Raw genomic sequence first — 22,860 nt, forward strand, 5'->3', positions numbered from 1 at the left:
CTGTTAACAAGTTTTATCAAGTTTTATCTCACAATAATACAAGCTTTTCTCGATGTTTTTCTATATTTTGTATTGAGGGAAGTTAAAAGCCTGTTGCAACTATTATGAAAAAGACTATATAAGCCAAGAAATATGAATTTACAGCGTTTCTTTCCGCGATTGTAGTCGCTCTGCTTATCATTATGGTAGACATTGGAAAGATAGAGCCGTGAGGTATACCGAGCAAAGCTATTACCAGGAGAAAAGCTATGTATGAAGGAGCATAAAGTGTTCCAAGTAATCCAGCGATTGTAATACCTATCGATATTGCTAAAGGCATTCTAAGATCACTGAAGGGTCTGATAGTCATTGAAAGTCTAGTCAGAAATGATATTGTAAAGAAAGGTAGGAAAAACAGAATATGCTTCAAAGTCTGGAACATTAAATCTCTCTTTGGCTAAGATAGCTAAGAACGTTGTAAATGCCGCAAAGGGTACGTTGTAAGTCGTTATTGACAGTATCGAGGAGACGAAACCTTTGTTCTTTAAAGCTGATATTCCTTTACTTTCCCTATTCACTTCTGGGAATTTCAGCTTAGTGGATAAAATAAACGCTACCGTAGCCAGCGGAATGAACCACAAGAAGATCTCTCTGTAACCAACTCTCGTCAGGAGGTATGTTTCAAGTGCAGGACCTATGATCAGGCTCAGGCTCAGACTTGTAGAATATAATGCCAACAACCTTTCAGCTGATTTTTGATCGTTTGCTAAACTCGCTGCGGTTATTAAATTCGGCATAATTAAGCCAAATGTCAGACCTGCTAAAGCTGATATAAACCAGACTGTAAATACGTTAGAATAATAATAAAGTAGAAGGGACAAAACGATAAAACCATTAGAGAGTATGAAGGCTCTCTTTCTAGTAATTGCATTTAACGAAGGATTAATATACGACGTAGCCACGAAAGTAAAGGCAAAGATTACCGTAGAGAGAAGTCCTACTACTGTATTAGAGAAGTGCAGAACATATTTTCCGAGTAAGGGGACTGTTGTAGTTACCATGTTATTAGTTGCTCTATCTGATACTGTTATTAAAACAAGAAATATAGCTGCATATATTAGACTAGACTTGTGCTCAGCCATGGCTTGAGAAAATAGTTCGATACCGAATTTAAGCTTAACTACTAATGTTTAAGTCACTATATAAATACTATATTCATTTTATTTAAAAATATCTTAAAATACCTTATTTAATGTTTTCATAATACCAACATCTTACCTTATTGTCTCTAACGTTAAATAATTTGGGATTTTCAGTATAACATCGTTTCCTCAACTCCTTATTAATTAGATCACAATAAGGGTGATACGGACAGCCGTGGTCTGATGGATCTCCTATCTCCTTTATAGGAATTTTCTCTCTAGGCTTGCCTAATGTGAGCTTCGTGTTTTGAAGAAGCTGAGAGTAAGGGTGGTAGAGCTCCTTCTTAGTAGACTCCTCTACTATTTCGTTACCAAATAAAATCACTATTTTGTCAAAGACATAGGGATAAATCACAGAGGGATTAAATAGGACTAAACTTGCTGACTTTATTTTCATTACCTTAACTAGCATTTTGAGAGCGTATTCCCTTAACTGTGTATCCATAGTGGATAGAAAATCTTCTGGTACTATCTAGCTTACTTTTCCCAAAAATGTAGATAGAATTTCCAATTTGAACTTATTAATTTCACTTAAGTCGTTAATTTTTGTATTTTCAGTCTTCTGATCTCCCAATATTGTTTTAATCCATATTTCATCTCCTTTTTCGAATTTTTTCTCGTAAAGTTTCAAAATATCCTATACGGAAATTAGTATATCGAGCAATAGTAGTGAAATTGACAAGAGGAGTAATAGTAAGCTTAATTTCAACTGTGTTCAGGAGATGGGAAATGATCTCTCCTTACAAGGTTATTTTAAATAATGTTATAAGAGCACAATAAACTGTTAATTGTCGAAAATGATCATTTAACCGATGTTATAGCCCTATTCTCTATATCCTCAAGTTCCTTTAGTGCTACGTCATTACTTATATCATACTCTGTAGCGATCATTACTTCAGCTTCATTATCTATTTCCCTAACTTTCTTCACATAACCTTCTGCAACCTTTATGTTCTCTACGGCACAAACGGTCAGTCCTCTTTCTCCTTCCACAAATGATAAGAACTTACAGTTATCCAACATAGACAGTTTCGTGACTATCTTAGAGAACACACCAAATACTACAATATCAGCCTTTGACAAATCGACTATAGGTATCACCTTTATAGCGTCTTTACTTATTAACGCACTTATTCTCCTCTGAATCGTCTTTGTAGGTATATTTATTACCTTCGCCATATCACTAGGTTCAGCCCTTGGGTTCTTTAACAACTCCTTAACTATCTCTATATCTACTCCAGAGGGCTTAACAGGTGTTTGTGCAGGAATATAAGTCATCTTTGGATCTCCTAATTCCTTAGCCATTGTAGATATCTTATCTGTTAAGTCATTGTAAGATTCTCCGTGTATTCTGTAAACGTTAAGTTCCTCTAAGCACTTTATTTTCACGTTTATAAATGGTGCGTTAAAGTCCTTTTCGTTCTTGAAAGAGACGAACGCGTAATACTTATTATAAAAATTGGGATTGACAATAAGCTTAAATGACCTTATAACGCCATCTTCAATCAACTTGTTAAACCTATAATTAAGTGAAGTAGCAGAGAGATTAACATCTTCAGCAATCTTCCTCTGTGAAATCCTACCGTCCTTGAATAATGAAATAATAATTTTTTTATCTATTCCATCCATTAATTCCCTAGTCGGAGTTCTTATTTATATACTTTTATCTAAATCTCTCTAATACAAAAATTTCTAAGTAAGTACTAAGTAGCGACCCCACGACCTCAGAGCCGTATTAGTATTACGAGATATAACTCCTCCTCTTACTTAGCTTGTAGTCTGCTGTACCCTTAGTTACTATCTCTATTAGGAGAGCATTCTTGTCCTTCCCTCTCAATAACCTGCCGAGCCTCTGTAAGTACTGTCTCTTAGTACCGTAACCGCCCAATACTATGCCTATGTTAGCGTCAGGAACGTCCACTCCTTCATCAAATACAGTAGATGCAACTATCACTCTGTAAGCTCCCTTCCTGAACTTTTCCAAAATTTCCTTCCTTTCGTCCTTACTGGTCTTATAAGTCACAACGGGAATTAAAAATAACTTACTAAGGTCATAGGCTAATTGTGTGTCCCTCGTGAATATGATTATTTTTTCGTCCTTGAACTCCTTTAAAAGCTCCTTTAATTTGTCTACCTTAGCTTTTGAGTTTACCGCAATCTTTAAGGATTCATGCCAAGCTAAAAGAGCTTCTCTAGCCTCCTTATCTTTCGAGGCTAATCTCACAAGTCTGTTAAAGTCATCTAAGCTACGTAAAGTCAGGTTCCTCTTCTCAAGAAATTTCTTTAGCTTAGACCTTAATTCTTTATACTTTCTCTCTTCCTCTTCGGTCATTTTAACATAAACCTTCTTTATATCGAAACTGGCTATGTATTTTCCCGCAAAGTCCTCTACCCCTTTTCGATAGACTATAGGTCCTACCAAATCCGGATACATTATATGCTTTCCGTCCTCCCTTTCAGGAGTCGCTGTCAAGCCCATTCTGTGCGGTGCTGCATACATTTTAGCCATGAGAGAGTAACCTTCGGAAGGAAGATGATGAACCTCATCGAAAATTACGAAAAAGAACTTGTTACCCAACTCTTCAGCCCTTGTATAAGCTGAGTCATAAGTTATTACCGTGATACCAGAGACTTTGTCCACTCCTCCTCCTATTTCCCCTACATCTGCCTTCAATATCTCCTTTATTGAATTTGCCCACTGATGCATTAGATCAATTGTCGGCACTACCACCAGTGTGCTCTCCCTTAAGGAAGCAATAGCCTTTAACGCGACAATAGTTTTTCCAGCTCCAGTAGGAAGTACTATAACGCCCCTCTTTCCTCGTAATATCCAAGACTTCAGAGCCTCGATCTGGTAGTCCCTAAGTTTTATCTCATCAACAATAGACGGAAAAGGAGGAGTGTAATCAAACACATAGTCTTCTATTTCTACGCCCTCGCTTCTGAAATACTTTTTTACTTCGGCATATTTATAGGCGTAAGTTATGTAAGCCTTTAGCTCCTCAGACCATTTAGCTCCCGGAGCATATACGTCTAATACTAGTAGACCTTTAAAGTATCTGAGCGTTACCAAACTGTTTTAAATTTCTACATTTAATATTAAATGTGTTACCTTGGTCGTTAGCGAGATTTAAGCTCGCAAAGAATAAAGTAGTACCTTTGTTCTGTGAAGACCCTGATATAGTCGAGGAGATCCTCTCTAAGTTTAAGGTAGGGTTAACTTTAGGAGAGATAAAAGAAGAACTAAAATATTTAGAGAAAATTTATGATTATAAACTCGTAAGGGGTATATTCAAAGTCATAGCTAAATACACGAAATTTGAAGAGGACTCCCCTACAGATCCTTTAGTTATAAGAAGAAAATTATACGAGTACGGTCCGGTAATAGACGCTGAAGAAAGAGAAAAAGTCATAGAAAAAATTAGTCTAGAATTAGGAATAGACCCTATAAAGTACATGTTCTCCGATCTAGAAGATGAAAGGAAAATTACGGAATTACCGCCCCTGACACCACAAGATGTGATTAAAGCTTATAACCTATCCCTATTGCAAACTCTACTGTTCAAAGCTTACAAGCTATCTGTTTACGTATCGTCAAACTGGAAGGAAATAGTGAGAAGAGCAAAATGGTTAGGGTTAATGTATTTCGCGTATAAACCCTTAAGGCTTGAGTTCATCGGACCTGCTACCTTATTAAAAATGAGTGAAAAATACGGACGGAATTTCGCCATTTTATTACCTTATATCGTCTCTACAGAACACTGGAGGATAGAGGCTGACATCGTATTGGGAAAAAAGAAGAAGAGGATATACAAGCTGGAGGTAGAAGATTATAAGGACATTCTAAAGGAAATCGTAGACGAAAAAGTATTCGACAGTTCAGTTGAAGAGAGGTTTTATTATGAGTTTAACTCCTTGTCATCAGGCTGGAAATTACTGAGGGAACCGGAACCTATAGTGGTTGGAGATAAGATATTCATTCCTGATTTCCTAGCCGAGAAGGGGAACCTGAAAGTCTATATAGAGATTGTAGGCTTCTGGACTGATGATTATATCAGGGAAAAAGTAAGGAAACTTAAGGAGGTAAAAGAACCGATCTTAATACTTTTAAACGAAGAACTGAGCTTAGGAGATTATGACGGAGATAACGTAATCAAATTTAAGAAAAAAGTAGACGTAATGAAAGTTTATAAGTGGCTTAAAGACCTCGAGACAAAGAGCTTAGAGAACGTGAAAATTGAATACTCCCTCAATAAAGATGTGGTGAGTATTAAGGAGATAGCCGAGGAACTTAAAGTCCCCACTAACTTGATCAGAAAGAACCTTAGGCAGTTTCCAGGTTATGTATTCCTCAAGAACTATTACATAAAGGAGGAACTGTTGGAGAAGTTACGTGAGGTAGATTTCAATGGAAAGAGCCTATCTTCTTTGAGGTCTAAATATGGAGACTATATCGTGGAAGTATTAGAATATTTAGGCTACAAAATAGTGTGGAAGAATATAACGGATGCTGTAGCTATTCGACAAAATGGTGGAACTGAAAAACGATGAAAGAATTTTTCGTTTTATAATGAAATTTATTGAATTAAGAGAGAAATTAGGAGATAATTTAATTAAAGTTACTCTCGAAGAGAACAAAAACGAGATAGTAGTGTATGTTAGAGATAAAGTCGATTTTACTGTAGACGACATCAAGTTTAAGTCCGTCAAAGAGGAACTGAAAGAGAGATTAACACAAATAAACGGAGTTAGGAAAGTTATATTCGAAGAAAACAAGGTGAGAGTTTTCGTTGATAAGATATATCCCGAACTTTTCGAAACTGTGAGCGTAACTGTTTACGAAATAGGAAAAGAGTTCGGGGAAGAGATCGAATGGAAAATAGAGGAGATTACATGACAGATCTTGGCGGAGGAACCACGGCGTTAGAGCATGCCTCCTTTATTCCTTTCTTACACGCCTCTTGTAGCAGTAATACCGCATCTCTCTCATCTCCTGCTCTCCTTAATGCCTCAGCCAATTTGTATAAAATCTCTCCATTTACATCGGGATTTACCTTAAATATATCCTTAGTTATGTCCTCCAGTCTATCCCTTTTTCCTTGGGTTACTAGGGAATTCAGTGCTAAATCCACGTGAGCGTTGTACACGTTTTGCATGATACCACACATCACCACGTTTTTAAGATTCTGACACTTTGAGACGTCAAAATTCGATCCTATCTTGTCAAGGATCGTGAATAAGTATTTACAATCTACACTCTCAATTACATTGCATATAAACCAATTATACTCCTCCTTCTGAGGTGACAGTTTCAGAACATCTTGAACTATCTTGACACCTTCATCAACATATCCGTTGACGAAGAACTTCTTTGCGTCCATTAGACGTTTAATTAGGTCAGACTTGACAATAGTCATATGATATTATCTTGTGTCCACTCTTAAATTTCTTCCACTAATATACCGAGAGAGATAACCGTAAGAACTCACTCTCCCTAAGACCATATCAGAAGCCATCTTTCCCATGGCAGGGGCGAAACTCCATCCCAACCTACACGCTCCGGTACTGAACACTAGATTATCATATTGTCCTATTATAGGAAATCCGTCAGGAGAACAAGGTCTGTAACCCATGGTTAAGTCATAAACATAATTTACGTCAACGACTTTCGAAGCCATGTTAAGGAAGAACTCAGCCCTACTGGAATCGTCAGAGAAGTCAGCGTCAAACCCTCCGGTTATTTTTATATTATCTGTGTTTTTAGCAACTGCAACTCCGTATTCTGCTAAGACAAACGGGTAATTTATACCCACATCACCTTTAACTCTATAACCGTATCCCTTAAATGCCGTAATCGGTAAACCAAACTTTCTTAAGGAAATACCTGAAGCTAGAACTACTTTGTCGTATTTTTCTGCACCGTCCACTACACCGTCAGAAGTCACCCTTTCTACCTCTTTAATTACAACTTTAGCCTTAGCTATCTCTCTCGTCATTCTGTCTACGAACTTGAATGTGTCGACCTTAGATAGTTCAGGGAAGTACACCCCACCAGCGAAATTCTTAACATCTACCACCTCGAATTTAGGTTTGAAGGGACTCAGTTTCTCCTCCTCCACAGCTTTTTCCAATGCGTTCTTGTCATAATATAACTCTAAAAGCCCGCTTTCCTCATAGTCGAAGTCGTTCTTCTCTTCTGCAAGATACTTGTATTCTCTTAAGGAAAACGAAGCCATAAACCTCATTATTTCCCATGCTTCCGGAGGAGCCGGTCTCTCTAATTCAGTAAGGAGTGCCAATAACCAAGATGTATTTACAGACTTCACATCGGTTACTCCAAGCTTCTTATATTTCATCATCTTTCTTATCATAGCCATAGTATTGATCTTATCAAACCTGTAGGGCTCAATCAGACCTGCAGCGTGAACAGAACCGTTTCCGAGAAAAGCTCTCTCATATATCGTTACGTCAGCGCCTTCCTTTAATAAGTAATAAGCTGTGAATAAACCTACAATCCCTCCTCCTATTACGGCTACTTTCAACTCTCAAAACCTTTTAAGATTTTTTCTGCCCTCTTCTTTATATTACTTTCTTGAGAAGTAAGATCTTTTAAGTACCGTATCTGAGATACTACATCTTCTTTCGTGATAAAACCTAGTTTAAGTAAACGCGGTACAGACTCCCACGCATAAATTCTCACACTCGCTTTCCTATGCCTTAAAAAGTCTATGAATCTCTCCTTGTCCTTACTTTGGAATATCCCCTCCTCCACCAACCTAACGAAAAGTCTCCACGCTTTTTTCCTTATCGTCATCCACCTGCTCCTCAACAACCTCCAGTAGGAATAACGTACTTGAATCACTTGGTCTTTAGTAACTAAACCCAAAGAGATCATATCGATGGCTTTTGACCAAGCACTCCACTTTATTCTGTCCGAATTAGCCGTCAAACCCCTCTCTATTCCTTTCACGAGAAGCTTCTTATATATATCCAAGTTATTCCAAGCGTCTTCTCTGACACCTTGCAACGAGTTCCACAACAATGAGCGTAAATAACCCAAATACCCCTTGAGTTCGTTACCGTTACCGGTATCAGTTATAAACCTTATCATTTCCCAAGCTTTTTTCCTCTCGTCCTCGTTAGGGCTTTTTAGTTTGTCCAACCAGACCTTCTTGTCTCTTAAAACCTCCCTTATGTTAATGCTCTGCTTCACTTTAACCACCTGAAGCTGCCAAGAATACCTTAATCTCGTCTCCGTCGTTCAGTCTTTCGTCTTCTATCAAAGGAACATCATCCTTAACGACCACACTTCCTTGAACTCTGTACCCGATTTTCTTGAGCAAATCCCTAACGGTAGCTTTTTCAGGAAGCTCTACTTCAAGCCTTTTATTTTCCCTTACTAGGTTCACTATAATCTTCACAAGATATTTAATTATTCAACCGAGCTGAAAAATCTTATGTGGACGAGAAAGAAATAACAAAAGAGGCCTACGAATACATTGTACACAGAAGAAAGCCTTTGGAATACTTGAGACTACTAGGAAAGAAAAAGACAATCGTGGACGTAGGATGCGGTTCTGGACAAAACTGCCTTGCGACAAACGCAAATTTCAAAGTTTGTTTAGACTTTTCCGAAAGACAACTATCGGAAGCTAAGAAGAGAGGGTGTGAGAACCTCGTGTTAGCCGACATGGAATTCATGCCTTTTAGAGATGGGTCAGTAGACGGGCTACTTTACATAGCCTCTTTACACCACCTAAGAGAGCCGAACAAAGCCGTCAGCGAAGCGGTCAGGATACTTAAAGAGGGGGGTAACGTCTTAGTTACGGTTTGGTTAATACAGCCTAAGTTCCTCTTTAGAAGAAACGTCGTTATCAGGAGCTCGATAAATGGTAAAAGGGTCGAGAGGTTCTATAAGCTCTATTACCCGTGGGAGCTGAAAAAGCTCATGGAAAAATTCGGTTTCACTACATTATTTTCAAAAAATTACAGAGTTAATTCGATTTTTCCAAACAACTCTATTTACTTAGGGAAGAAATTTTCTCGATCCTAGCCCTCTTCAGATCCTCCATCAGACCTATCAGTTCGTCGACATTGTACCCCATTGGCTCTATCTTCTCTTTACCTTCCTTTACTATTCTCACCGCTAACGGAAAGAGTTCCTCAATACGCTTTATCGCATACTCTCTATTTTCTATGAGCGAAAACCCGAAGTTTACGTGTCTTGCCTCATCTTCTATGATAGCCCTTATACCCTCGTTAAATTTATTAAGACCGTATTTCTTGGAGGTCTCGTTAAGGATTTTCAGACCTACAGTAGCTAAAACTCCTTCAGTGATCATGTGGAACCTAGTCGCCACGTTGTCCTTCCAATTAGAAGTCTTAAAATCTTGAATTAAACCGTCAAATAACTCTATATATGATGGAGGAAGCTTAACATCCTTAAGTGGCTCTTCCTTGAAGTACTCCTTGAAAAAGTCGAAGTGTTCCAACTCCTCTATCACCTGCTGTAGTGAGTAAAGTTTTATCATCTTGGCGGCATTAAATGATAGTTTCTTTAACTCGCTCCATCTACTCATCATCCCTTCTGGGTAGAAATGAGCCGAAAGATACCTTATCCCTTCTCTAACCTCGACTGGTGTACTCCTCCAGTTAGAGTCCATACTAAAAATGAATAAGATAAATTTAATTAATCTTTTATTAAAAATATTTAACAAAAGTTTATACTCTAGCTAGAAAACATTTAAAACGCCACTTAATGATTATGTTAAAGTGAGTGAGTTTCACGTACCGCTCATTGTGATACTGTCAGTGCATTTCGCAATAGTTCTCTTCATTTCACTGATATTTTTGGAATTCCTATCGAAAATATTTACTCACAGCTTTCAAATAATTAGGGGTTTTTTCTCTGCTCTGCTCAGTATAATGATATGTTCGCTTTTCGTAACCTTACTCGGTGATATAGGACTCATCCTATCGGCTTTACCGCTGATTATTGTTTATAGGGCTATTTACGCGGTTAAATGGGAGGTCTCATTTGTTTTCTCCGCTTTCTATATATCTTTTTATTTTCTCTATTTTAAGTACGCGATAGAGCTTACTCCTGAGATTCTCATTTGATACAACCATGACGTAAACAAAACCTATTATAAAACCGGCTATAGTCGCGTACTCCCCGTAAATAAAATAGTCCTTGTAAGCGAATGAGCCTACAATGATATACTTTCCAGGTTTTAGCTCGTAAGTCTGTGTAAGGTTAGCAATCGCTCCGTTAATGGTAAAGTTAAGTTGTAGATCTCGGTTAAGTGTTATGTTGAAGCTGACGTCAGAGGTTATCTGAATCACTAGGTTTCCGTCGGTAAAGTTATCTTTTTGAATAAATAGGGGCGTTTCTGATTTAGGAGGAATAAGGAGTAAGTTGAGCTTTTTATTAGAGGAGTTAACGTAGAAGATACTCACGTTGTAGACCTGATGAGGTTGTGGGTTATAACAAGTGAGATCTATAGCATATACTGTAGTATTAAGGGGTATAACTGTCGTGTTATGATAGTACTTAACTTCATTGTTAGTTACAACCTCTATGTAGAAGTATTCTAAATTCGTTATATTAATAACAACTAGCAGATTCCCCACCAGGTATTGAGGAGGATTTAAAGTTAGAGCCACTTCACTCTCCTTACCTCCTTGTTCTGATACCCATTCAAAAGACCCGTTATATCTGACTACATGGGAATTTAATAACGGACTCACGTTGAGATTATTATGTTGTTTAGGGAGAATTGCTACTAACGAATAACCTACAAAGTTAGTGTTGTTCATGACAGTGTCATTTTCTACTATATAATATGCATAAGCTGTGATATTTGTGACGGGAAGAGGAGACAGCAACTCATAAGATGAATTCCAGTAGACTAGACCGAAGGGTAAACCTTCTAACTGCTTTACAACGGAAGTAACCGAAGAAGGAATATTTAAAAAAGGTTGAGTTGCATTTGCATACGCAGATATTAAGAAAATTGAAATAAAGAATACTGGTATTAAACTCTTGAGTTCTGTGGAAAGGAAAGCTGCAAATAAGGTTAAAATCGCGAAGGGATAGATCAGATAGAAGTAAGGTAAACCCAACAAGATATATGCTAAACTAATTAGCATGCTAATACCGGATACTTTGTTTCTCGTAACGAACGCTACACCCAATCCCACGATGAAAAGTGCATAATATATTGCTATGGGTGTGAAAATCGTGTAAAACGACAACGATGAAGACGGGTAACCAAGTAAGAAATATGGAATAATCCAGAACAGAGACGCTGTAAAGGCTATCGCCACATATTCCTTTCGAACTTTTTCGTTAGTTATACTCGCAAAAGTGAAGTTAAAGGGGTAAGCTACACTTGAAGAGATCAATGAAGTAGTGAAGAAGATTACATAATTACGTAAACTCACTGTCCTTGCCAAATAAAGTGCAAAAGGTAAGAGCGAGTATGTTACGGACAAAGGTATAGAAGTAATAGGAGTTAACATTGCGTATAGAACGGAAGAAATCAGTAGTACCCTTCTGGGCTTGTGAAAGCTGGAAAAAAACAGATACGAAGAAAGGGACGACACGTAATAAACTAGAGAAATGAACAAGTGAGAGCCTACATAATCGTTCGTTTTATACACAAGAAAGTGAGCTATATAATATACCGGGAACATCTCGATTAAAGGAAAATACTGTAGACCCGGAAGCCACGCGTTTATGATCCCATAATTGAAGAAGAAGGACTTAGAAGACCACCAGTAGTACGCTTCAGGTAAGGGTAGTAACCAGGAGACGAGAGGCATTACTAGTAGGGACAAGGGAACCACTAACTTACTCGGAATCTTTGACCTAGCTCCTTCTACTATTATTCCTATAGTACCAAACAATAAGTCAAAGTAAGCTATGTCCCCCAGAGTTACGGTCAGAGCAGACTCATAAGCCGCTATCATTATCATGATAAGCCCTGAGGCGATTATAGCTCTCATGTCCAGCTTGCTAAGCCTAAAGACTATAACCAGTGTAACGAAGGAGAGAAAAAGTACTAAGTCGGAGAAGTTGAGGACGAACAAGTTAAAGGCTAGGACTAGGAGGACTTGAGCGAAATCCCTATAATAATACGAAGATATGGTTGATAACCCTAATATTACCAAGGTAAACTCAGGATAAGAATAAATTGAGATGAAAGGAAATGCTAAACCTATTGTTAGAAGGTTAATCTTTGGCTCTCCGAAAAGTGTATTTATCGAGATTCCGGCTAGAAAAATAGCAAGGAAGTAATATACACTCAATTCTTGGCGAAAAGACACTACAATTATGGCAATTGAAAACTGTACTAGAAGTCCGAGTACGACCTTGTTATTTACTTCCACATGCTTTATTAACTAAGAAGGATTAAAAGATTAAGCGAAAGTGCTATAATTTAGGTTTCCAATTAAATGTGATGAATGACAAAGAATTAGAAGCTTTAATAAAAGAGCTAGGTCTTTCCATAACTATTCCACCACAAGCTAAAGAAGCTTATCATATAGTAACGGCACCACCCCAAGGGTTTCCCTCAATAGACATTATCAGACCGAATGACTCATCGAAGTTCTATCTCATCTCAATGGGAATACTAATTCACCCTAACCACAAAGCTGCTATCAATGAAATGAAAAAGGAAGATAAGAAGAAGTTCTTTCAGGAACTAACGGAAGACCTCCTTAAGATGGGTGTAGACTTTGCCTTTTTACCTCCAGGGACTGAAACACCTGAGGTAATTCAAGTCTTAAGACTAGTCTTCATAGACTCACTAACCCCTAACGAGTTCTTAAACGCATATTATACAGTTAGAAACGCTGGGATGTTAGTTATAGCTAAAATAAATTACAAATTCGGTAATGTCCTAGGAGAAAGCAAGGGATCTCTTAGGTATGTCTAAAAGAAAAACAAAGATAATTTCGACTTTAGGTCCTGCTAGCGAAAAAGTCATCGACGAGTTGCTGAAATACGTAGACATTATAAGGCTGAACTTTGCACATGGGGACAAAGATCAGCATAAAAGATATTTTGAACTGGTCAATAATAGAGCTCCTATTCTAGTAGACTTACCGGGACCCAAGCTAAGAATAGGTGTATTAGAGAAAGAACCTATCACATTAAAAAACGGTGATCTATTAACCTTCGGAGATGAAGGGATTCCAGTTGAAGATCCTATTTTCTTCAAACTGATAAAAGTAGGGACTGAAGTACTCATAGCCGATGGCGTAATAAGAGTAGAAATAACTGAAGTCAATGAAAACTCAGCTAAGGGCGTAGTAAAAGAAGGAGGGTTGCTAACTTCGAGAAAAGGGATTAATATCCCTGACGCCGATATTCCTTTAGGGATCACTCCAAAGGATCTTGAGCTTTTAAAAGAGGCATTAGATTTAGGTGCAACCTACATAGGCTTATCTTTTGTGGTAAGTGAGGACGATATCAGAAAAGTTAAGGAAATAGTAAAAGGAAAAGCTTGGGTCGTAGCTAAAATCGAGAAGAAAGCTGCCCTCAAGAACTTGAAAAATATCGTGAAGGAAGCTGACGCAATAATGGTCGCCAGAGGCGATTTAGGTGTAGAAGTAGGGCTACCTAATCTTCCTCAGACACAAAGGAAAATAGTTAACGTGTCAAGAAAGCACGGTAAGCCCGTCATTCTAGCCACACAAGTTCTCGAGTCAATGGTTAACTCTCCTTTACCTACAAGAGCGGAGACTATAGATGTTGCGAATTCCGTTTCACAAGGAGTTGATGCGATAATGCTAAGTGACGAGACTGCTATGGGTAAGTACCCTCTAGAAGCGGTTAAGACTTTAAACGATCTGATAATGTCCGTCGAAAGAACTTTCAAACCTAAAAAGACTCAGCTATACATGAATGTTGATGAGGCTGTAGCATATTCTGCAGTAATAGCTAGCATACTGTCTTCCGCCTCACTTATCATCACATATACTAGGACTGGATCCTCAGCCTTAAGAATATCACGATTAAGACCTGTTGTGCCGATTATAACCTTAACACCGTCTGAGGACTTAATTAAACTCCTGAAAATATGTTACGGTGTATGCCCCAAAAAAGTGGAGGAACTAAAAAGTTTGGACGACATTGTAAAGAGAGCTAGAGAAGAAGCGATTCAAATGGGTCATAAGGGATTTATAGTTATAGTCGGAGGAGTGTACGGAGATAAAGGAGAAACTACTAGATTTTTAAAAGTAGAAGAGTTAGATTAGTGATTTACCACCTAGAGGCCGAATTAAAAATTTTTATACATTATTTCAAAAAGAGAAAGTTATGACATTAGATGCTCTGTTTAAACCCAAGAGTATAGCTGTTATAGGAGCTTCGAGGCACAAAGAAAAGGTAGGAAACGTTGTTTTCAGAAACTTACTCGCAACATATCACGGCAAATTATATCCAGTAAACACAAAGGCTGAGGACGTTGAAGGAATAAAGGCTTTTAAAAGCGTAAAAGAGATCCCAGACCCGGTAGACCTAGTAATAATTACAGTCCCCCGAGAAGCAGTACCGACTGTAATGGAAGAGGCAGTCGAGAAACAAGTCAAGGCTGCTATAGTGATAACTGCTGGGTTTAAGGAGGTTGGAGAGGAAAAACTGGAGAACGAGATTATCAATATAGCCAGAAAAGGTAGTATTAGGGTATTAGGGCCTAATACCTTTGGAATTATTACTCCAGAGTTAAACGCTACTTTCGCTTACTCCGATGTCAAGAGGGGGAATATCGCACTAGTGGTTCAGAGCGGTGGGCTAGGGGTCTACATGTTAAACTGGGCTCAGAAAAACAGAATAGGCATAAGTTATATGGTGAGCTTAGGCAATCAGGCTGATGTAAAGGAGTATGAGGTGTTGGAGTACTTATCACATGATGCCGAAACTAAAGCAATATTCGTGTATTTAGAAGGAGTATCAGACGGAAGCGCTTTCTTAGAGACTCTGCCTGAAGTAACCAAGAGAAAACCAGTAGTATTCCTGAAAGGAGGAACAACATCTAACGGTGCAGCAGCTGCTAAAACCCATACCGGCTCTTTAGCTGGCTCATTTGAAGTTTTCAAAGCTGCCGTGAGGACTGGTGGAGGAATTTTAGTTGAAAACCTCCATGACCTATTAAACCTAGCTAAGATACTAATGTATTCCGAACCTATAAGAGATCAAATATTAGTGATCACTAATTCAGGAGGACATGGCGTTTTGACTTCTGACGAAATCGAAAAGAACGGGTTGAAGTTAGTTGAAATACCATCATGGATGCAGGAGGAATTAAGGAAAGTCTTACCTCCTACCTCAATGCCTAAAAATCCTTTAGATTTAACCGGAGATGCTAACAGAGACAGATACTTGTCTACGCTAAAAGTTGTCTCTAACTTAGACTGTACTAAACTAGTAATAGTCCAAGCCTTACCGATGGTAAGCTGCTCTGACGTAGCTAGGGTTATCACATCTTATAAGGGAAAGGGAATAATCGGAATAACGATGGGTCTCGATGAGGACTTTGCACTTAAAATACTCGAGAGCGCTGGAATGCCGGCGTATACTTTCCCAGAAGATGCCGTTAAGGCAATAAGGTATCTTGTTAAAAAACCCGAGCCTAGAAAGAAAATAAGAGTAGCACAACCCATCGAGGCTGCTGTTGAACTCACTAAAGGAAAGTCTACTTTACGTGATTACGAAGCGTTAAAATTAATGGAAATTTACGGTATCAGGACGCCTAAATGGGGTGTAGCAGAGGGCGAAGATGAAGCTCAGAGAATTGCAGACAACATAGGTTATCCGGTTGTGATGAAGATCTCTCCTGACCAGCCACTTCATAAAACGGAGTTGAAAGGAGTAATTGTAAACGTTGAAAAGGATCAGGTTAAAGAAGTATATAAACAGTTGAGCAAGCAGACAAAAAGAGTGTTAATTCAGGAGCAACTTTCAGGCTTAGAGATATTCGTGGGGGGACTGAAGGATCCAGTTTTCGGGCATGTTGTGTTGGTAGGAAGTGGTGGAATCTACGTTGACGTCCTGAAAAACGTTTCCTATGCATTATCCCCAGTGTACGAAGACGAGGCACAAGAATTGTTGCAAGAGAGTAAGATTCATGACATGTTGCATGCAAGAAAAAGAGGTTATGATGAAGGATCTCTAATTAGGACTATAATTACTGTCTCGAGAATGATAGTAGACCTCGACATTAAAGAAATGGACATAAACCCGCTATTCGTAAACGAAAGAGGAGCCTTTGCTACCGACGTTAGGATTGTGTTAAAGTAATGAAAAATTTTTAAAAAAGAATTAGCTTACAAAAATAAGGACGTATGATCCTTCTAAATTTTCTTTCACATCTTGGTATATTGTTTGAGTTCCGTTCAGATAATGCTGAAATATTGAAGTAGTGTTCACATAAACGAGTATTCCTCCTTGCAAGGTATATAACTGCCCTAGTGGTATGACATAAATACTATTAACAAACGTAGCGTTAGCTGTTTCTAATTGTAAAATTCCCAAATGCAAATCTCCCACGGGTATCTGATAAAACTTGTTTGCATCGCTAACATTTACAAGAAATATTGCAGAACCTAACTGAGGACTGTAATAGACATACTTGTAAATTTGAGAAGGTATTATAGCTTGTAAACACGCTATCTGAGCCCCGGTAGTGGCATTGCTTATTATAATTTTTATAGAAGAGTTATGAGCGACAAAATTTATTATATGTGTTACGTTGTTGTTGAAATAGCTCGTAGCACCGACATACGTGGTGTTTACAACGTTAATAACAGTATAAAGGGGATAGACTGCTAGATATAAAGGTTGTGCAGTGAAAGGAGCTTCCGCATTTGTAGGAATTACTAAAATTGCTATTGCTAGGAAAAATAAAGATAATATCAGCCTTCTCATTTATAAAAGATATAACGTATAAGATTTATTAATTTTATCCAAGTATTGTTTAATTTTTGTCAATTTTATTAGACTAATTAAGATAAAACTAAATGTAGGTATCTTAATCTCTAAGTTGACAGAAATTAGAAAAGCTTTTAATTTAGAGTAATTCTAATTTACTTGATGGACTTTAATAAGCAGTACAAAGAGGAATTATTTGACTCAGAAGTTTACTTAGAGCTCGGCAAAAAAGAATCTGATCCAGTAGCTAAAGCTTTTCTCTTCAGAATGGCAGAAATGGAGAAAAAACATGCCTCAATCTGGAAGGAGATCAGTGAAAAAAGAGGAATTAGGATTGGAAAACTAGGAATTAATGATAAGTTAATGATAAAATTTTACGGGATTATAAGAAAAGTTCTAGGACTGGAACTCACACTCAAACTATTGGAAAGTAACGAGGAAAACGATATAGAGAAATACAACGAATTGGCGAAAAGTGAAGAACTAGACGAGAATGAGAGAGAAAAAATGAGAGAAATAAGCATCGACGAAGCCGTTCACGAGGAAATGTTAACTACAATAAAAGCAAAGGATGTGAGCGATTTCGTTTACGGGATTAGTGATGGTCTGATTGAGGTATTGGCAGCTACATCAGGGATAGCAGGAGCAGTAAGTAACCCATTAGTTGTTGCATTATCTGGGCTCATTGTAGGAATTTCGGGGACACTCTCCATGAGCATAGGAGCTTATCTATCTACTAAATCCGAGAAAGAAATCAATGAGCATAAGAGGGAAAAAGTAAAGATACAGAAATTGGTAGATAGAGGAGAAGTCTCGAAAAAATTATCCCACATCTTGTCAGAACTCGGAATCAAGGATAAAATAGCACAAAATATCTCTCCACAACTGGTAGATGTGGCTGAAGATATAATTGCACCAAAGGTTGACGAAAGTCCTCTGAAAAGCTCAGCAGTAACCGGACTCTCTTATATCGTGGGAGCAATAATACCGATAATACCCTATTTTCTAAGGCTCGGTGGGATGTTAGGACTGATAACCTCTTATGTTATAGCCGGGATATCGATTTTCTTGGTAGGATTTATGATAGGGCTACTCAGCGACGTAAATCCCAAGAAAAAAGGCTTAGAAATGATGGGGTTAGGTATAAGTGCTGCAATTGCAACGCATTTAATAGGGCTACTAGCTTCGCTGGTAATTTGAGATATCAAGAAGGAATGAACTTATTACTTCGTAGGTTTTTTCTAACTCCTGAAATGTTACATATTCATCATAAGAGTGGGCTAGGTTAAGTTCACCAGGGCCATAAATTATGGTGGGAACCCCTTTATATCTGAAAAACCTCCCGTCAGTAGCCCCAGTCATGATGTACTTAGTAGGCTTGACGTTTAACCTCCTCATAATCACGTTTTCCAAAAGCTTGACATAAGTATTATCTGGTGAAGTATAATTTGGCTCAGAGATATTAAACGGTTCAACCTTAACTCCTTCCGCTAGTTCCTCTACCAGAGCTATGGCATCATTTACGGTAATACCCGGAGGAATCCTCATGTCCACTTCAGCCTCAGCGTAATCAGGAACAACGTTCACCTTAACACCACCCCTAATGACACCAGGATTGAATGATATGGAGAGGTAATCTTTCTCAGTATTCATATCAGCCTTAGCTCTTAACAGTTCCACAACTTCTTTAGAAGTGCTTATATTGTAATCGGATATCTTCTGTAGAGACGTTAATGAGCGAATAAGCTTCATAATAGCATTTTCACCGAGTGAGGGTAAACTTCCGTGAGCAGATTTGCCTACACTGACTAATTTAACTTGAAGAAGTCCTTTTTCACCGAGGCAAATCGAATTTGAACCCGAGGGTTCACTGATTAGTACTAAGTCCGGTTTAAACACCTCAGCCAATTTCATAGACCCGTGAAACCCACCTGTCTCTTCGTCGGGAACGGCAGTGAAAATCAAATCGTATTCCAGTTTATCGGCCAAGTCAGAGAAAACCTTCATAAGTACGGCTAAACCACCTTTCATGTCAGTTGCCCCTCTACCATAGACAAAGTTTTCTAATATTAAGCCTGAAAAAGGATTATTCTTCCACCTTTTTTCATCTCCCGCCGGCACTACGTCGTAATGTCCGTTCAACATGACATGATTTTTATCCCTCGGTTTGCTTTGAGAAATTACTACTGGCCACCCTCTATCGAATTCTATAATTGAAGCGGAAAACCCTTTCTGACTAAGATAGTCCTTGATAAACTCGGCTCCTTCTTTTAGGCTATTCCCTGGGGGATTAAGTGTTGGTATTTTAATTAATTTTGATGTTATGTCTACCACTTCTTCAACTTTATTGTTCATATTGAGATTTTGGTGTTTTATAATCATAAATAATTGTTCTAAATAGTATTCATAAAATCAACGTAATCCATAATTATTAATTAGATAAATGTTCACTACGTGTGAATAAACGTTAAATACAAGATATTAATTAAGGAATGAATGTACAGTAATTAATAATGTGAAATATTGTTCATTTAATTTTTAAATCAATTAAAGTCTGTATAAATGAAAAAGTGAAAAGGTAGGAATCTGATGTAATCTTATGAAACTTCAAAACATTGAAATTTCCTCAATATTATCACCAGAAGCAAGATACGTTACCATTACTTCAAAATTTCTGCCAAATTTAGCTGATGAAGTGCCTGTTTTCACGTCATATAATGGAGAGAAAGTAAAGTTAAGAGAACTAATAATACTCTCAGAAAGGACGGGGAAGAAGATCATCACCGGTTATAAATACGATTTAGAAGTTAAGGAAGGTGACGGAGGATTAACGTCGCTATATGACGTTGACCAAGTAATCCTCACTATGAAAGCAAAAAAATATAATGAGTTTATGACTACGACCTTAATTTTTATAGGTCTGAAAAAAGGGAGCCCCGAAAAAGCTCTAATCTTGCACGACGTCCCTGTTCTAGCCAAAAATAAGACTGACTTAATTGATCAAATAAAGGGTCATTTGAGAACTTTTCACGGAATCGAAATTGATCGCATCCCAGCTAAGTTTAAGGTAGAACACAAACATCTAGTTAAGGCAAAACTAATTGACGTTGACTATGCGTTTAGCATGTTCAACTTATAACGACTTTCTCTTCTTTTTTAGTACTCTTCTCTTTCTTAGTCTCGTAACTTTCCTTAGGTTTTATTTTATCTTCACCATTTCTGGTCTTCTCTCCCATAATTCTCTTTTGCAATTGAATTATAGCTCTAGCTAAGGCTTCTGGCCTTGTTGGACATCCCGGAGCGTAAATATCCACTGGAATTCCAATTTCTGAAGGTAATACCGTATTATAAGAGTTCCAGAATATTCCACCTTCTAACGAACATGCCCCCATAGCAATTACAAACTTAGGTTCGGGCATCTGATCATAAACAATCTTAGCAGCCCTAGCCATTTTTCTAGTCAACGTCCCCTCAATAACTAATAAGTTTGTCTGCCTTGCTGACGAGAAAGGTAAAACTCCAAATCTCTCTGAGTCAAATCTTCCCGCCGCAAATGCACCGAATTCGGTTCCACAACAACTAGTAGTCAAGTGTGGTGGCCACAAGGAGAAAGCTAATCCCCAATCTCTTAATTCTTTGATAGGCTTTCTGTTTATTAACCATTGAATAGCCTTCTTTGCAGCTTCCTGAACATTTCCAGTAAGTAATAATTGATCTGACATCAAAATCTATTTCTCACCATTTCTTAAAACCTTTAATTAATACCCCTATCATAAAAGTATATATAGTAATATTTTTGTTATATGAAAATTTCTTCGATATTTAAACATTGTAGGGCTTTTTAAGCCCGTCTTCATCAATCCGAGATCACCTCATCAATCACCGTTCAGGAAAGTCAGCATAGAGCGCCCCAGCCATCAATCGCTTCTCGTTGGTTCCTCATCACCACTTTTTTATTCACAATGGCAGTTTAAAATGTATGACTTTGATCCTTAAAATTGATCCCTTAAATCCTGAGATTGACAAAATTAGACTAGCAGCTGAAGTCATAAAGAAAGGAGGTACTGTAGCATTCCCTACAGAGACAGTCTACGGTTTAGGAGCGAACGCATTCGACGGCAATGCTTGCCTTAAGATCTTTCAAGCGAAGAATAGACCGGTAGATAATCCCCTAATAGTTCACATATCCGATATTGAACAACTATACGAAGTAGCCTCAGAAATCCCAGATAAAGTACTAGAGTTAGCACAAACTGTTTGGCCAGGGCCCTTAACATTTATACTGAAGAAGACCGAGAAAGTACCTAAAGAGGTAACAGCTAACTTAGATACTGTAGCAGTTAGAATGCCGGCTCATCCTATAGCACTACAGTTGATTAGGGAGAGCGGAGTCCCTATTGCGGCTCCAAGTGCGAATTTAGCCACGAAACCAAGCCCTACAAAGGCTGAGGACGTCATAGCTGACATGAACGGGAGGGTTGACGTAATAATTGATGGTGGACATACTTTCTTCGGCGTCGAATCAACTATTATTAACGTCACGGTTAATCCACCAGTGCTTCTGAGACCAGGTCCCTTCACGGTTGAAGAACTGAGAAAGTTCTTCCCAGATTTAATAATCCCAGAATTTGCTGAGGGTAAGAGAGAAGCTGAAATAGCCTTAGCGCCCGGCATGAAGTACAAGCATTATGCACCTTCAACCAAGTTAATAGTTGTAGAGAACAGAGAGATCCTTGACCAAGTAATTAAACTGGTTAGCCAGAAATACAAGGTAGGGTTACTTCTGAGCAAGGAGTTAGCTGAAAAATATAAGGGTTATTCCACTCTCGTACTAGGTAGTGATGAAAACTTGTACGAGGTAGCTAGGAATTTGTTTGACTCTTTTAGGGAATTAGATAAGCTGAACGTAGACATAGGAATAATGGTTGGTTTTCCCGAAAAAGGAATAGGTTTCGCGATTATGAACAGAGCTAGGAAAGCCTCAGCTTTTTCAATTGTGAAAAAAATAGAGGATGTGTACAAATATGTTAGTCTTTAAGTTCCCTAGCGTAACTTCAACACAAGACCTAAGTGAAGCAATTTATACCATGATCAATGCAGACAAATTCGTAGTAGTCGCTGAGGAACAGACTAAGGCAAGAGGTAGGTATAAAAGGGAATGGTATTCTCCAAAGGGGGGACTGTGGTTCACTTATGTAATAAAGGGTTTTAATCCAGAGAGGATACCGTTTACAACTCTCACAGTGTCTTTGGCTATCAGAGAGGTTGTAGGTAAGTACGTAGATGCCTATATAAGGTGGCCTAATGACATAGTAACCCGTAACGGTAAGGTAGGAGGAATATTAGTTGAAGGAATAGTTGAAGGAAGTAAAGCTACAGTCTTCATAGGAGCGGGGATAGATACTAACGTGGATTCCTTTCCTCAAGGAGTTAAGGCCACGTCTATAAAACTAGAAACTGGTAAGTTGACGGATAACGATGAACTACTTAAGGACGTGATAGGTAGAATCGACTACTATCTGTTCCTTGAAGACGATAAGGTCATCGAAGGGATTAATAAGTACTTGTCAATTAAGAATAGGACTGTTAAACTACTGGGGAAAGATTGGGAAAGGCAATGTAAGGCTCTATTCGTTGACTTTATGGGAAGACTGGTAACTGAATGCGGTATCTTCGAAGTAGAGGAAGTATTAAGAGTAGAAGAATTATGACAAGTAAAAAGACCTTATGGTATAAGAA

22 protein-coding genes and 1 pseudogene are annotated in these 22,860 nt (G+C 38.1%); 10 read left to right on the forward strand and 13 right to left on the reverse strand.

Translation table 11 applies throughout. The annotated features are described in order from the left end of the window. Positions 1-91: 91 nt before the first annotated feature. The 4 genes and pseudogenes from WIW52_RS09965 to WIW52_RS09980 form a co-directional block, all read right to left on the reverse strand. Positions 92-1,121, reverse strand: a pseudogene (locus WIW52_RS09965) (MFS transporter); the annotation flags it as partial. Between the two features lie 103 nt (positions 1,122-1,224). Beyond that, positions 1,225-1,626 carry a hypothetical protein gene (locus WIW52_RS09970; protein WP_337710237.1) on the reverse strand — a complete coding sequence of 134 codons (402 nt, stop codon included), beginning with the start codon at positions 1,624-1,626 and terminating at the stop codon, positions 1,225-1,227. A gap of 356 nt (positions 1,627-1,982) precedes the next feature. Next, the gene (locus tag WIW52_RS09975; protein ID WP_337710238.1) at positions 1,983-2,810 is read right to left on the reverse strand and encodes a winged helix-turn-helix transcriptional regulator; all 828 of its coding nucleotides are present in this window, start codon (positions 2,808-2,810) and stop codon (positions 1,983-1,985) included. Between the two features lie 112 nt (positions 2,811-2,922). Beyond that, positions 2,923-4,254, reverse strand: a complete 1,332-nt coding sequence (locus WIW52_RS09980) for a DEAD/DEAH box helicase family protein (protein WP_337710240.1) — start codon at positions 4,252-4,254, stop codon at positions 2,923-2,925. 32 nt (positions 4,255-4,286) lie between these two features. Between WIW52_RS09980 and WIW52_RS09985 the strand changes: the two genes are divergently transcribed. Together WIW52_RS09985 and WIW52_RS09990 are read left to right on the forward strand one after the other, a co-directional pair. Further along, complete coding sequence (locus WIW52_RS09985; protein ID WP_337710242.1) at positions 4,287-5,732, forward strand: DUF790 family protein; 1,446 nt, start codon at positions 4,287-4,289, stop codon at positions 5,730-5,732. A gap of 19 nt (positions 5,733-5,751) precedes the next feature. After that, positions 5,752-6,078, forward strand: coding sequence for a hypothetical protein (locus WIW52_RS09990; RefSeq protein ID WP_337710245.1), 327 nt, complete (start codon positions 5,752-5,754; stop codon positions 6,076-6,078). Here the strand turns inward: WIW52_RS09990 and WIW52_RS09995 are convergent. From WIW52_RS09995 to WIW52_RS10010, 4 genes are read right to left on the reverse strand one after another with little or no spacing between them, the layout of a single operon-like run. After that, positions 6,071-6,598 carry a DUF1955 domain-containing protein gene (locus WIW52_RS09995; protein WP_337710246.1) on the reverse strand — a complete coding sequence of 176 codons (528 nt, stop codon included), beginning with the start codon at positions 6,596-6,598 and terminating at the stop codon, positions 6,071-6,073. The genes WIW52_RS09990 and WIW52_RS09995 overlap by 8 nt on opposite strands. A gap of 6 nt (positions 6,599-6,604) precedes the next feature. Then, positions 6,605-7,723 (reverse strand): FAD-dependent oxidoreductase, encoded by a 1,119-nt coding sequence (locus WIW52_RS10000; protein WP_337710247.1) that lies wholly within the window; start codon positions 7,721-7,723, stop codon positions 6,605-6,607. Next, a complete protein-coding gene (locus WIW52_RS10005; protein ID WP_337710249.1) occupies positions 7,720-8,394 on the reverse strand; it encodes a hypothetical protein in 675 nt (224 codons plus the stop codon). Before WIW52_RS10005 ends, WIW52_RS10000 begins: the two co-directional genes overlap by 4 nt. 1 nt (position 8,395) lies before the next feature. Further along, positions 8,396-8,602, reverse strand: a complete 207-nt coding sequence (locus tag WIW52_RS10010; RefSeq protein ID WP_337701632.1) for a MoaD/ThiS family protein — start codon at positions 8,600-8,602, stop codon at positions 8,396-8,398. Between the two features lie 38 nt (positions 8,603-8,640). Between WIW52_RS10010 and WIW52_RS10015 the strand changes: the two genes are divergently transcribed. Further along, positions 8,641-9,234, forward strand: a complete 594-nt coding sequence (locus WIW52_RS10015; protein ID WP_337710250.1) for a class I SAM-dependent methyltransferase — start codon at positions 8,641-8,643, stop codon at positions 9,232-9,234. On the opposite strand, the gene WIW52_RS10020 is transcribed toward WIW52_RS10015, so the two are convergent. Continuing rightward, on the reverse strand, positions 9,200-9,844 hold the full coding sequence (locus WIW52_RS10020; protein ID WP_337701628.1) for a hypothetical protein: 645 nt from the start codon (positions 9,842-9,844) through the stop codon (positions 9,200-9,202). The two genes, WIW52_RS10015 and WIW52_RS10020, sit on opposite strands and share 35 nt — an antisense overlap. A gap of 370 nt (positions 9,845-10,214) precedes the next feature. Further along, positions 10,215-12,575 carry a hypothetical protein gene (locus tag WIW52_RS10025; RefSeq protein ID WP_337710251.1) on the reverse strand — a complete coding sequence of 787 codons (2,361 nt, stop codon included), beginning with the start codon at positions 12,573-12,575 and terminating at the stop codon, positions 10,215-10,217. A 71-nt stretch (positions 12,576-12,646) separates the two neighbouring features. Between WIW52_RS10025 and WIW52_RS10030 the strand changes: the two genes are divergently transcribed. The 3 genes from WIW52_RS10030 to WIW52_RS10040 all read left to right on the forward strand — a co-directional run bounded on the left by WIW52_RS10030 (position 12,647) and on the right by WIW52_RS10040 (position 16,491). Beyond that, positions 12,647-13,126, forward strand: a complete 480-nt coding sequence (locus WIW52_RS10030) for a DUF2299 domain-containing protein (protein ID WP_337710252.1) — start codon at positions 12,647-12,649, stop codon at positions 13,124-13,126. Beyond that, on the forward strand, positions 13,119-14,450 hold the full coding sequence (pyk, locus tag WIW52_RS10035; RefSeq protein WP_337710253.1) for a pyruvate kinase: 1,332 nt from the start codon (positions 13,119-13,121) through the stop codon (positions 14,448-14,450). Before WIW52_RS10030 ends, pyk begins: the two co-directional genes overlap by 8 nt. A 61-nt stretch (positions 14,451-14,511) precedes the next feature. Then, on the forward strand, positions 14,512-16,491 hold the full coding sequence (locus WIW52_RS10040) for an acetate--CoA ligase family protein (protein ID WP_337710254.1): 1,980 nt from the start codon (positions 14,512-14,514) through the stop codon (positions 16,489-16,491). A 21-nt stretch (positions 16,492-16,512) separates the two neighbouring features. Here WIW52_RS10040 and WIW52_RS10045 read toward each other — a convergent pair whose 3' ends face one another. Then, on the reverse strand, positions 16,513-17,118 hold the full coding sequence (locus WIW52_RS10045) for a hypothetical protein (RefSeq protein ID WP_337710255.1): 606 nt from the start codon (positions 17,116-17,118) through the stop codon (positions 16,513-16,515). 165 nt (positions 17,119-17,283) lie between these two features. Between WIW52_RS10045 and WIW52_RS10050 the strand changes: the two genes are divergently transcribed. Beyond that, positions 17,284-18,321 (forward strand): VIT1/CCC1 transporter family protein, encoded by a 1,038-nt coding sequence (locus WIW52_RS10050; protein WP_337710256.1) that lies wholly within the window; start codon positions 17,284-17,286, stop codon positions 18,319-18,321. Here WIW52_RS10050 and WIW52_RS10055 read toward each other — a convergent pair. Continuing rightward, positions 18,301-19,476: a M20 family metallopeptidase gene (locus tag WIW52_RS10055; RefSeq protein ID WP_337710258.1), complete on the reverse strand. Its 1,176-nt coding sequence runs from the start codon at positions 19,474-19,476 to the stop codon at positions 18,301-18,303. The genes WIW52_RS10050 and WIW52_RS10055 overlap by 21 nt on opposite strands. Positions 19,477-19,720: 244 nt before the next feature. On the opposite strand from WIW52_RS10055, the gene WIW52_RS10060 reads away from it, so the two are divergent. Beyond that, a complete protein-coding gene (locus tag WIW52_RS10060; RefSeq protein ID WP_337710260.1) occupies positions 19,721-20,260 on the forward strand; it encodes a hypothetical protein in 540 nt (179 codons plus the stop codon). Here WIW52_RS10060 and WIW52_RS10065 read toward each other — a convergent pair. After that, the gene (locus tag WIW52_RS10065; protein ID WP_443295696.1) at positions 20,250-20,843 is read right to left on the reverse strand and encodes an NADH-quinone oxidoreductase subunit B; all 594 of its coding nucleotides are present in this window, start codon (positions 20,841-20,843) and stop codon (positions 20,250-20,252) included. The genes WIW52_RS10060 and WIW52_RS10065 overlap by 11 nt on opposite strands. 257 nt (positions 20,844-21,100) lie before the next feature. Between WIW52_RS10065 and WIW52_RS10070 the strand changes: the two genes are divergently transcribed. Next, positions 21,101-22,159, forward strand: a complete 1,059-nt coding sequence (locus WIW52_RS10070; RefSeq protein WP_337710262.1) for an L-threonylcarbamoyladenylate synthase — start codon at positions 21,101-21,103, stop codon at positions 22,157-22,159. Next, positions 22,146-22,832 carry a biotin--[acetyl-CoA-carboxylase] ligase gene (locus tag WIW52_RS10075; protein ID WP_337710264.1) on the forward strand — a complete coding sequence of 229 codons (687 nt, stop codon included), beginning with the start codon at positions 22,146-22,148 and terminating at the stop codon, positions 22,830-22,832. Before WIW52_RS10070 ends, WIW52_RS10075 begins: the two co-directional genes overlap by 14 nt. Positions 22,833-22,860: the final 28 nt, after the last annotated feature.

It is taken from the genome of Stygiolobus sp. RP850M, assembly GCF_037389295.1.
Taxonomy (GTDB): Archaea; Thermoproteota; Thermoprotei_A; order Sulfolobales; family Sulfolobaceae; genus Stygiolobus.